At 65.1% G+C, this 11,759-nt stretch carries 12 protein-coding genes; 11 read left to right on the forward strand and 1 reads right to left on the reverse strand.

Annotated features, from left to right (window positions below; all coding sequences use genetic code 11):
- On the forward strand, positions 1-1,283 hold a 1,283-nt coding region (locus tag AC1DSN_RS11525), incomplete at its 5' end, for a type II secretion system protein GspD (protein ID WP_477330759.1).
- 111 nt (positions 1,284-1,394) lie between these two features.
- Here AC1DSN_RS11525 and AC1DSN_RS11530 read toward each other — a convergent pair.
- Positions 1,395-1,754 carry a hypothetical protein gene (locus AC1DSN_RS11530; protein ID WP_477330761.1) on the reverse strand — a complete coding sequence of 120 codons (360 nt, stop codon included), beginning with the start codon at positions 1,752-1,754 and terminating at the stop codon, positions 1,395-1,397.
- Positions 1,755-1,941: 187 nt separating this feature from the next.
- Between AC1DSN_RS11530 and AC1DSN_RS11535 the strand changes: the two genes are divergently transcribed.
- From AC1DSN_RS11535 to AC1DSN_RS11580, 10 genes are all read left to right on the forward strand, one after another.
- Entirely contained in the window at positions 1,942-2,652 is a 711-nt protein-coding gene (locus AC1DSN_RS11535) for an STN domain-containing protein (protein ID WP_477330763.1), read from the forward strand.
- 1 nt (position 2,653) lies between these two features.
- Positions 2,654-3,190, forward strand: coding sequence for an RNA polymerase sigma factor (locus AC1DSN_RS11540; protein ID WP_477298108.1), 537 nt, complete (start codon positions 2,654-2,656; stop codon positions 3,188-3,190).
- A 5-nt stretch (positions 3,191-3,195) separates the two neighbouring features.
- Positions 3,196-4,164: a FecR family protein gene (locus tag AC1DSN_RS11545; RefSeq protein WP_477298111.1), complete on the forward strand. Its 969-nt coding sequence runs from the start codon at positions 3,196-3,198 to the stop codon at positions 4,162-4,164.
- 111 nt (positions 4,165-4,275) lie between these two features.
- Positions 4,276-5,889 (forward strand): ShlB/FhaC/HecB family hemolysin secretion/activation protein, encoded by a 1,614-nt coding sequence (locus tag AC1DSN_RS11550; protein WP_477330765.1) that lies wholly within the window; start codon positions 4,276-4,278, stop codon positions 5,887-5,889.
- A 36-nt stretch (positions 5,890-5,925) separates the two neighbouring features.
- On the forward strand, positions 5,926-7,701 hold the full coding sequence (locus AC1DSN_RS11555; RefSeq protein WP_477330767.1) for a DUF2341 domain-containing protein: 1,776 nt from the start codon (positions 5,926-5,928) through the stop codon (positions 7,699-7,701).
- A gap of 10 nt (positions 7,702-7,711) precedes the next feature.
- The gene (locus tag AC1DSN_RS11560) at positions 7,712-8,119 is read left to right on the forward strand and encodes an ExbD/TolR family protein (RefSeq protein WP_477330769.1); all 408 of its coding nucleotides are present in this window, start codon (positions 7,712-7,714) and stop codon (positions 8,117-8,119) included.
- Between the two features lie 4 nt (positions 8,120-8,123).
- A complete protein-coding gene (locus tag AC1DSN_RS11565; protein ID WP_477330771.1) occupies positions 8,124-8,804 on the forward strand; it encodes an energy transducer TonB family protein in 681 nt (226 codons plus the stop codon).
- Between the two features lie 56 nt (positions 8,805-8,860).
- Positions 8,861-10,567 (forward strand): putative porin, encoded by a 1,707-nt coding sequence (locus tag AC1DSN_RS11570; protein ID WP_477297960.1) that lies wholly within the window; start codon positions 8,861-8,863, stop codon positions 10,565-10,567.
- 9 nt (positions 10,568-10,576) lie between these two features.
- Positions 10,577-11,200, forward strand: coding sequence for a hypothetical protein (locus AC1DSN_RS11575; protein ID WP_477297961.1), 624 nt, complete (start codon positions 10,577-10,579; stop codon positions 11,198-11,200).
- 102 nt (positions 11,201-11,302) lie between these two features.
- Positions 11,303-11,759 (forward strand): hypothetical protein (locus AC1DSN_RS11580; protein ID WP_477330773.1); only part of this gene is annotated, 457 nt, incomplete at its 3' end.

The raw sequence follows: 11,759 nt of genomic DNA on the forward strand, positions 1-11,759 counted from the left end.
GTGGCCGCTCCGGCGATCGCGGCGGGAAGGTGGGCCCGGGCCTGAGCTCGGGCACCCTCGGTGGCGACAGTGATTCCAGTCGCGGGGGCTCCGGCTCGGGCTTTGGCAGCGGCTCGGGCACGTTCGGCAGCGGCTCGTCGTCGTCCTCGTCGTCCGGTGGCTACCTCAACACTACCAGCGGTAACGGCATCAACGGCTCCTCGTCCGGATTCGGAAGCAGCGGTTCGTCGAGCGGCGGCTCGCAGAGCGGCTTTGCCGGCAGTGGTTTCGGTGACGACGACAACTCGCATCGCTCACACAGCGGTGGCATCACGACCGACGAAGGCGTGCGCATCACCTCGGTGGATTCGAACAACCAGTTGATGGTGCGTTGTCGCCCGGCGCAGTGGGCGGAGATCGAGCAGGCGATCAAGCGCCTCGATGCCGTGCCGCTTCAGGTGCAGATTGAAACGCGCATCCTCGAAGTCGCGCTCACCGGCAACTTCCAGTTCGGTGTGCAGTGGTATCTGGAAGGACTGGTGGGCACGACCAACGGGCAGCCGACGCAGCCGGGTAACAAACAGCAGTGGGCGTTGGGAAGCGGTGGCGCCACGTACAACCCAAGCACGGACAGCTTCTTCTACTCGTTCGTCAACAACAACATCTCCGTTGCCCTGAAGGCGATGGAAACCAGCGGCAATACGAAGACCTTGTCCGCGCCCTCGCTCGTGGTGCTGAACAACCAGAAGGCGCACATCCAGGTCGGCGACCAGATTCCGATCACGCAGACCTTCGTCAACACCGGTGCGAACACGGACAACACGATCGGCCAGGTCGAGTACAAGGACACCGGCGTGATCCTCAACGTGCGTCCGCGCGTGAATCCGGGTGGCCTGGTGTATCTCAACATCAACCAGGTGGTGAGCGCTCCCGGCCAGAAGGACACCACCACCGGTAACTTCCCGATCCAGCAGCGCGAAGTGGCCACGCAGGTCGCGGTGCAGAGCGGGCAGACGGTGCTGCTCGGCGGTTTGATCAAGCAGGACGAGGGCACGACGGATACCGGTATTCCCGGGCTCAACCGTATTCCTGTGTTCGGTCGTCTGTTCGGTTCGACCACGCGCAGCCGCAACCGTACGGAGCTGATCGTGCTGATTACGCCGCGTGTCATCACCAATGGTGAAGATGCAAAGCAGATCACCGACGAGTACCAGCGCAAGTTCGAATCGCTGCAGCCGTATCGCGAGGGTGCCGCGAAGCCCCGCGCCGCGGAACCGACCGTGACGGTGCCCCTGCACCCATAAGCCGCCTGCGGCACGGCGGCCCTTTGTGGGAGCCGCTTCAGCGGCGAAGGGGTGCTCGCTGTAACCTGGCCCGCTGCCGCGGGATCGCCGATGAATCGGCTCCCACAACGGCTAGGGCTTTGTCGCCAGCGGGGTGGGGTAGGTCACCTTGGGGCGGTAGGGCTGGACCGAGATGCCGAGGTTCGGGCCCATGCGGTGGCTGAGGCCGTTCGCGTTGTACAGGCCGAGGGTGTTCGAGGGGCGCCTGGTGATGTCCGCGTCGCCGGGCATCGGTACCGGCGTCACATCGGTCGCGACCATGTGGTTGAGGCAGGCGTAGGAGAGCGTCGCGTTCCCCTCGTYATGATCGACGCATCCCGGGGTCGCCGACGCATGCACGCCGGGCAGGGTCACAACGCCCTTCGTTTCCTGCGCAAACGCGCCAGACGTTGCTGCGGCGGTGAATACGAACACGAGTTGCCGAATACGCATACATCATTCCCTGAGTCGTCACTGCGCTGGATAACACGCGCAGCAAGCCCTGCGGAAGTGGCGCGGCCGTTGTCATGGTGTTGTCACTAACTTTGTCACGAAAACAGCGCGGTTGTGTCATTTGCCGCGCCTAGCCTTCCCACGAGACAAGTCCCCGTCCCGTACGCTCATGCGCGAAGGAATGACCGTGACACGCTGCGTTTTCGCGCTGGTCGCGTGCACCATCCTGCTCGCATCGCCGCATCTCGCGGCGCAGGTGCGGACCCCGGCGGAGGCATCACAGGGGTCGGAAGAAACGCATGCGCCAACGCGCTTCGACATCGACGCACAGCCGCTTGCGACCGCTCTTCGCGGTTACAGCGAAGCGACGGGCATTGCTGTCCTCTTCGACGATTCCCTCGTCGTGGAACGTTCGTCGCCCGGTATCCACGGCGTGGCCGACCCGCGCGACGCGTTGCGTGTTTTGCTCGTGGGAACGGGCCTCAGCGCCCATTTCGCCTCGATGAACGCATTCACCGTCACGGCCGATCCAACGACAGCTGCCGAGGCGTCCCTGCCTCCTGAAACGGAGGTGCGCGACGCCACGCCTTCGCTCGACGAGCGTGGCGCCGCGGTGATCCAGGTCGCCATCGAAGCCGCGCTCTGCGCGCACGCGGCGACACGGCCGGGTAGTTTCCGCCTCGCCATGCAAGTGTGGATCGATGCGGCGGGTGCCATCACCGAGGTGTCCGCGCTGGCACCGTCGGACGATCCGCACCGTGACGCACGCGTGGTCGCTGCGCTGCGCGGTGTGCGTTTGCCTCCTTCTACATCCCGTTTCAGCCCTGTGACAGTTCTGCTAACGCCGTCGGCTCCTGGCGCCTATCGCTGCACCGGCTCGCGCGCAGGGGAGGGCTGACGTGGATACCTCGATGCTGGGCCTGTTCCTCGCCAACTACGAAGACTTCCGTCGTCGGCTGCGCCGTCGCCTGCGCTCGGACGATCTCGTCGACGATGTACTGCAGGAGACTTACCTGCGCGTGGAACGGCTCGATCCCGAGGCCGAGCGCGCCACGCACCCCACCGGTTATCTGTTCCGCATGGCCTTGAACATGGCCGCGGACCACCACCGTTCGTCGGGCCGACTGCTCACCGGCGAAGAGGTCGACGACCTGATACAAGGCGTTGACGATCACCTCGACCCGCCCACGGTATTGTCTTCGCAGCAGGACATCGCGGCGCTGGGCCTGGCGCTGGATATGCTCACCCGTCGCCAGCGCGAGATCCTCATCGCGGCACGTATCGACGAGTTGCCCCAGGTAGACATCGCCGCGCGTTACGGCATCTCCGTGCGTATGGTCGGCAAGGAACTGAAGAAGGCACTTGAGACCTGTGCCGCAAAAGTGGGAAGAAAATCGATACAGCGGTTCGGTCCCGGTGCCGGAGATGCGTCTTGACCGGTATGGACACGACTCACATCCACGAGAGCGAACGCGAGGCCCAGGCGTGGCTGGTGCATCTGACCTCGGGTAAGGCCACCCGCGAGGACGGCGAAGCCTTCCGTCGCTGGTGCCTGGCGAGCGAACAGCATGCGGAAGCCTTCGCACGGACGCGGCAGATGTGGCAGGACCTCGGTCCGGCCATCGCGCGGCGTCAGCAATCCATCCCCCGGGGTGGACGCCCGGCGCCGAAGCACGCGATACGAATGAGTCGTCGCGCCTTCCTCGGCACCGCTATCACGGCCTCTGTCGCCGCGGTGGTCGTCGCCCGGTATGGATTCGACATGGGTGGCCAGCGCGGCACCGGCGCCACCCTGCGCACGGCGATCGGCGAACAGCGGCACGTGGACGTGACACAGGGTGTCGCCCTGGAAATGAACACCGCCACGGATATCGGCGTGCGTTCGTCGGGTAACGCCATCACCGGCGTCCGCCTGCGTTCGGGCGAGGCCGTGGTCCGTATCGACTCGTCGCACACCGCACCCTTCGTCGTTGAACTGGAGGATGCGCGCGTCCTCTCGGGTCCGGGCGCCTCGTTCGCCGTGCGCTGCGTGGACGGCGTGTCCACGGTGACCTGCCTGGAAGGGCAGGCGGTGCTGGCGCGTGCCGCGACGAAGACCCTGGTCAAACCCTCGCAGCAGCTGGCCTTCGATGCCGATGGCCTTGGCGCTGCGGTTGCCGTCAATCCCGACACCGCGCTCGCATGGAGGCACCGCGTACTGATCTACGACAACCAACCCCTTGCCGACGTCGTCACCGACATCAATCGCTATCGCCCCGGCCGCATCGTCATTACCGACCACGCGCTCGGCGAGCGCCGCGTGCATGCGCGTTTCACCCTGGACCAGATGGCCGAYGTGGCCACGCTGATCGAAGACGCCTATGGCGCGCACGCTACCCATCTTCCGGGTGGTTGGGTGTTGTTGAGCTGACTGTCGCACGGGGTCGGCACCGTCGGCCTCATGAATTTTTCGTGACAACGGTTCAGTGCCACCACTGCCCACGCGTCCTTAGGGCAGATGGAACATCAGGGGAAGCTCCGCGTGGCTACACGAGCAGTATGGGTGCGAGGCGCACACGCGCTGGCGCTGGCGATTTCGCTGTCGCTGACAGGTGCCGCCATGGCGCAGGACGCGCCGACCGCGTTCGACGTGAACGAATACGTCGTCGACGGCAACACGACACTGCAGGCGCTGGATATCGAAACGGCCGTGTACCCGTTCCTCGGTCCCGGCAAGTCCATGAACGACGTGAACGGCGCGCGCGATGCGCTGCAGAAGCTCTACCAGAGCCACGGATACCAGTCCGTGGTGGTGGATCTTCCGCCGCAGCAGGTGAAGGGCGGCATCATCCGCTTTCAGGTCACCGAGAACACGGTGGGCCGCGTGCGCGTGGAAGGTGCGACCTACCATTCGCCCAAGGACATCCGCGACTCGGTGCCAGCCCTGCGCGAAGGCGATGTGCCCAACTTTGCCGACGCCCAGCAGCAGCTCACCGACGTGAACAAGCGCGGTGGTGCCCAGGTGGTGCCCGTCCTGACCCAGGGCAAGCTGCCGCAGACGATGGACGTGACGCTGAAGGTCACGGACAGCTCGCCGATGCATGCGAGCCTCGAGGTCAACAACGACCACAGTGTGAATACGCCGGAGCTGCGCACCATCGGCAGCCTGCGCTACGACAACCTGTTCCAGAAGGGGCAGTCGGCGTCGCTCACCTATATCGTCGCGCCGCAGGACCAGAGCGCGGCCGAAGTCTGGTCAGGGTCATACTTCATCCCGCTGGATGCCGACTGGAGTGTCCTGGCCTCCGCGTACAAGTCCAACAGCAATGCCAATGCCGTCGGCGGCACCACCGTGCTCGGCAAAGGCAATGCCTTCGGCTTCACTTTCGTGCGCACGCTGCCGACCCACGGCGAGTACTCGCAGTCGCTTTCGCTTGGCGTCACGCGCAAGCACTTCGACCAGAACATCAGCCTGGGCGGGGATACCTCGAAGGCGCCGATTACCTATATCCCGCTGGTGGCCAGCTACCAGGGCCAGAGTGTCGGCGAGCACTCGTCGAGCAGCATCGGCCTCAGCGGTACCTTCGGTTTCCGTGCCGGTGCCAGTGATTCGGCCGCGTTCGACAACCAACGCTACAAGGCCAAGGCCAACTTCTTCTACATCAAGGCCGACGCCGGCCACTCGATCCTGTTCCAGGACGGCTACAGCCTGGTCGGTCGCCTCGGCCTGCAGTTGGCGACCTCGTCGCTGGTCTCCAGCGAACAGTACGCAGCCGGTGGCGACAGCACCGTGCGCGGTTACCTCGAAGCGGAAGAAACCGCCGACCACGGCGTCATCGGGTCGCTCGAACTGCGCACGCCGTCCATCGCCCAACACATCGGCGGCTGGGTGAACGACTGGCGCTTCCACGCCTTCGTGGATGCCGCGCACCTGGCGCTGATGAACGCCTTGCCCCAGCTGATCGACCAGAACAACCCGGATGCCGGCAGCACGCGCGTGAACAGCTACGACCTGTCCAGCGTCGGCGTCGGTACCCGTTTCCAGGTTTTCAACATCGCCACCGGTTCGTTCGAGGTGGCCTATCCGTTCAACAACGGGCAGGCCACGCGTGCGCACGACACTCGCATCCATTTCTCACTCAAAGCGGATCTCTGACCGGCAGGTCGGACCATAGACTCCAGGGGTATCACCGTGACTCGAATCTTGTTACTGACCTGCTTGCTGATCCTCGGCTGGGTGCCTGCGGCACACGCCGAGACCTCGTGGTGGAACCAGGACTTTTCCTTCCGCAAGGCCATCACCATCGACACGACGGCCAAGGGCGGCAACGTCACCACGGCGGTCGGCCGCACGCCGTTGCTGGTTCGCCTGCACTCGGGCAACTTCACCTTCGACGGTGTCTCGGAGTCCGGTGCGGACGTCCGCTTCGTTGCCGCCGATGACAAGACGCCGCTGAACTTCCAGATCGAGAGCTTCGATCCGGTGCTAGGCGTGGCCCTGATCTGGGTGGACGTGCCGCAGGTGGCCGCGGACTCCCAGCAGCAGATATGGATGTACTACGGCAACGCGAAGGCGCAGGGCGGCGAGAAGGGCGGTGCGGTGTTCGACGCCGACTACGCCGCCGTCTACCACTTCGAAGAACCCGCCGGCACGCCGCCGCACGATGCCACCGCCTACGGCAACCATGCCGTCGGTAACGACATCGCTGGCGTGGACGGCATCATCGGCAAGTCGGCCCGCTTCGACGGTTCGAAGATCGTGACGCTGCCGGGCAGCGTGTCGATGAATGTCGCCGAGGGCGGCACGTTCACCTTCAGCACCTGGATCAAGCTGGACGCGATCGCCGATGGCCGCGCGCTGGTTTACGCCCGCCGCCAGGGCGACCTGAAGCTACTGATCGGCCTCGACCATGGCGTGCCCTTCGTGCAGACGGGCGACGCCACCAGCACCGCCGGTGAGCCGATCAAGGCCGGTGCCTGGACGCACCTCGCTGTCACGGCCGCTGGCGACGACATCGAGCTCTATGTGGACGGTAAGCCGTACGCCAAGCTGGCAGCGAAGCTGCCGGCGATGACCAGCCAGGCCACGCTCGGTGGCGATATTGCCGGGCAGACCGAAACCTTCGTGCCGTTCACCGGACAGATGGACGAAGTGCGCCTGTCGCGCATCGCCCGCCCGGCGACGCTGATCGCGGTGGACGCACAGACCCAGGGCGCGGAATCGAAGCTGCTGGCCTATGGCGCCGACGAGAAGCAGTCGGGCGTGGGCTTCGGCTACTTCGGCATCATCGTCAAGTCGGTCACCGCGGACGCCTGGTCGATCATCGGCATCCTGATGATCATGGCCGTGCTGTCCTGGGTGGTGATGTGGCAGCGTGCTTCGTACGTGAATCGCGTGACGAACGCGAACGAAGATTTCCTCGAGGCCTTCCGCCAGCAGGGTCGCAATATCCTCGCGCTGTCGCGCGATCCCACCGCATCCCGTCTGGAAGACGCGTCGCTGTACCGCCTGTATAAGGTCGGCGCTGGCGAAGTGTGGAATCGCCGCGACGCGGACGGTCATGACCATATCGCGGCGGAATCCATCGAAGCGATCCGCGCCACCATGGATTCGGTGCTGGTGCGTGAGAACCAGAAGCTCTCCAAGTCGATGGTGCTGCTGACCATCGCCATCTCCGGCGGTCCCTTCCTCGGCCTGCTCGGTACCGTGGTCGGCGTCATGATCACCTTCGCGGCGATTGCCGCGGCCGGCGACGTCAACGTCAATGCCATCGCGCCGGGTATCGCCGCCGCGCTGCTGGCCACGGTGGCCGGTCTGTTCGTCGCGATCCCCGCGCTGTTTGGCTACAACTACCTGCTGATCCGCAACAAGAACGTCACCGCGAACATGCAGGTGTTCGTCGACGAGTTCGTGACTCGCCTGGCGGAACAGCAGCGCGCCACCCACCCGTCGGCCGTCGCGGCCTGAGGAACGGATCATGCGCGCGCAAGACGAAGACAAACCGTACGACGACATCAACATCACGCCCATGCTCGACCTGGCGTACGTGTTGCTCGTGATCTTCATCATCATGACCACCGCGTCGGTGCAGGGCATCAAGGTGAACCTGCCCAAGGCCAGTGCCGCGGTGAGCATGGCCAAGCCGCAGACCAAGGCGATCACGATCTCGGAATCGGGTCAGATCTTCCTCGACGCCTATCCGGTCACGATCGGTGAGCTCGAGGAGCGTCTTCGCTCGCTGAAGGCGATCACCCCGGATTTCCCGGTGGTGGTGAAGGGCGATTCGACGGTCCAGTACCAGAAGGTGATGGACATCCTGGACCTGTTGCGTCGCGTGGACCTGCCGCAGGTCGGCCTGGTCACCGGCAAGTCGCCGAAGGGATGAGCGCGTGACCTTGTCTACTTCCCGTCGCCGAACACCTAAGCGCTGGCTCGGCCCCGCGGTCGGCGTCGTCGCGCTCGCGCTGCTTGGCATCCTGATCTGGCACTTCGCCGGTAGCAGTGTTGGCGTGCGTCGCGAGGCGCCGCGCATCGCCACGATCACACCGTTGCCGCCACCGCCTCCGCCGCCGAAGGAAAAGCCGCCGGAGCCGAAGAAGGTCGAGGACGACATCAAGCCGATCGACAAGCCGCAGGACATCCCGCAGAAGCCGACGGATGCGCCCAAGCCCAGCAACGACGCGCCCAAGAGCGTCACCATCAACGGCGACGCCCAGGCCGGTAGCGACAACTTCAACATCGGCGCAGGCGACGGCGGCGGCATGGTCGGTTCCGGTGGCGGCAACGGCACGGGCACCGGCAGCTACGGCCAGTACCTCGGTTATGCCATCCAGCAGGCCGTGCAGCGCGACGACCGCGTCAACCGCCTGGCTTTCGACGTCCATGCGGATGTCTGGCTGGACGCCGACGGCAAGCTGACCCGCGCCGAGATCGTCAACGGCAGCGGCAACGCCAAGACCGACGAAGCCCTGCTCGAAGCCGTGCGCGCGATGCCGCGCATCGACGTGGCGCCGCCGGCGACGCTGCACTTCCCCGTGCGCGTGGCCATCCGCGGGAAGCGCCCCGTATGACGCCCGCCAAGCCAACCCCCTTTGAAACACACGCTTTGGAACCCCGGAGAGTTCGCATGACCATCGGAAAGGCCCGCCATCGACCCGCGCGAGCCATGCTGGCCCTCGCCATCGGGCTGTCGCTCTGCGCGGGCGCCGCTCAGGCGCAGAGTGCCGCGTCGGATAATGCCACCATCAACCTCGTGCGCCTGCTGGTGAAGCGCGGCGTGCTCACCCAGTCGGACGCCGACGGTCTTATCGCCCAGGCCAATGCCGAAGCCGCGCAGGCACAGAAGCTCGCCGGCACCGCCAACGCCGCGCCGGCCACGCCCGGCCAGGTGCGCGTCACTTATGTGCCGGAAGTGGTGCGCAACCAGATCAAGGACGAGCTCCGCCAGGAAGTGGTCGCCCAGGCCAGGACCGAGCATTGGGCCGAGCCGGGCAAGCTGCCCGAGTGGCTCGACCGCATCAGTTGGGCTGGCGACATGCGCGTGCGTGACGAGTTCCATTACTACGACAAGGGCAACGCCTCGCCCGTCGTGAACTTCGCCCAGCTCAATCGCACCGGTCCGTACGACCTCAACGGCGCGAACCCACCGCCGCTGCTGAATACGCTTGAAAACCGTACCAATTCGCTGCGCATTCGCGCGCGTCTAGGTGTGAACCTGGACCTGGGTGAAGGGGTGACGGGCGGAATTCGCATCGCTTCGGGCGACGACAACAACCCTGTGTCCACGACAGGGACCCTGGGTGGCGGACTGTCGAAGAAGAATATCTGGCTCGATCAGGCCTGGCTGGCATGGAAACCGACGGACTGGGCGCAGGTGGTCGGCGGCCGCATGCCCAACCCGTTCATGAGCACAGACCTGGTCTACTCGAACGACCTGAACTTCGACGGCATCGTCGGCAAGTTCAACGTGCCGATGTCCGACCAGCTCAGCACCTTCGCCAACGTCGGCATGTTCCCGATCGAATACCAGGCCGATGACTTCCCGACGCAGGAGGGTGTGAAGAGTCCCAGTCGCGACAAGTGGATGACCGGCGCTCAGCTCGGTGCCAGCTGGAAGTTCAACGAGGATACGCAGCTGAAGGCCGCGCTGGCCTATTACCGCTTCGACCACATGGGGGGGCAGCTTTCCTCGCCATGCTCGATCTATCTCGGTGTGACCGCCTGCGATACGGACTCGAGCCGCTCGGCCTTCATGCAGAAGGGCAACTCGCTGTTCCTGATCCGCGACATCGTGCCGGATCCCAACTCGCCTTCCAGCTACGCGCAGCCGCAATACGTCGGTCTGGTGTACGACTACCACGTGGCGGATGCCAATGCCCAGCTCGACACCAAGGTGGCCGATACGCCGCTGCGCATCGAAGCCGACTACATCCGCAACATGGCCTACCACCGCGCGGATGCCTTCCGCCCGGATGTCGGCCTGAATCGCCTTGTCAATAACTTCGGTGCAGGCGACTTCAGCGAGAACACTTACAAAAGCGGCCCGATCGGCTGGATGCTGCGCGCCACCCTCGGCGACGTGATTCCGCGTGCCTCCAGGGACTGGAACGTGAGCCTGGCCTACAAGTACCTCCAGCCCGACGCCACGTTGGATGGCCTCGCTGATGCCGACTTCCACCTTGGGGGCACGAATGCGAAGGGGTTCATCCTCACCGGTAGCTACGGTGTCTCGAAGAACGCGTGGCTCAGCCTTCGCTACTTCAACGCCAAGGAAGTGTTCGGTCCGCCGCTCTCGATCGACGTGTTCCAGCTCGACATGAATGCCCGGTTCTAAGGAGGCGATATGAAACGCACCCTCATCGCGCTGGTCCTGCTTGCCGTGTTCCCCGCGGCACAGGCACAAACCGCCAGCCTGGAAAGCCGCATGCGCGACCAGCTGCGGGAAACGCGCACGCAACTGCAGGACCTGCAGGCGCAGCAATCGCAATGGGCGGCAGAAAAGGCTGCGCTCGAAAAGGAGCGCGACGCCGCGAAGCAGGAAGCTGCAGCGGCGCATGCGACCAAGGCGGCCCCCGCGGTATCCCCGGAGGCCACGCGTGAATTGGCGGCCGAACGCCAGCGCCGCGAGGCAGCCGAGGCGAACCTGCAGCGAGGCAAAGCGGATGCCGATGCGCAGGCACTAGCGTCGCGCACGGCGGAAGCCGAGCGTGCACGCCTGGCCAAGGAGCTGGATCTGTCGAAAGGGCAGGTGGATGCCTGCACCGCGCGCAATGTGCAGATGTACCAGGTCGGCAAGGAAGTGATCGCCGCGTACGAAAACATCGATACGACCGACATCGTCAGCTCGCGCCAGCCGTTCGCGGCGAAATCGCGGGTAAAGCTTGAAAACGCAGCCCAGTCCTTCGGCGACAAGCTCTATGACCAGCGTTTCGATCCCCGTACCGGCCAGGCTTCGGCTACGAAATGAACCGGGACTCGTCAGCCCAGCGGTGGGGCGCAAAGGAATGTATCGGACATCGCAACGGACACGGACGTCTCTCTTTCATGCATACGGCCAGCGAGGCGCGCCATGTATCCCGACCATGATCTGTCATGCACACCCGAGTACCGCGCACCGAAGCCACGCGCCTCACGCGCGCGGGCCGAGGTCGACGCAAGGGTGGGCGGCATGAGCTGCCTGCATGCCCTGGCCGAGATGCTTCGCCAGCTGTACGCGGCGCGGCAGAACAAAGCCGCTGAGATCCTGATCGACCGTTGCTCGCGCGAGACGCTGGAGCAGCTGCTTGGGGAATCGTCGGCCTTCCTGGGCGGCCGCGTGCGTTACGCCGTCGACGACCGGCTGAAACACCGCAAGGCGACACAGGAAGACGTGACGCTGCCGACGATCCGCGCGATCGCCAGCGTGCTCAACGCGTGGCTGCACGACGGACGGCGCCTGGCGATCCGCGCGGTGCTGCGCGAACTCTGCGATGACGAGCTCAGGGAGCTCGTCGCACTACCCGAACTCAATGACGAAGTGGCAACGA

Source organism: Luteibacter sp. P4_D7_3 (assembly GCF_056401735.1).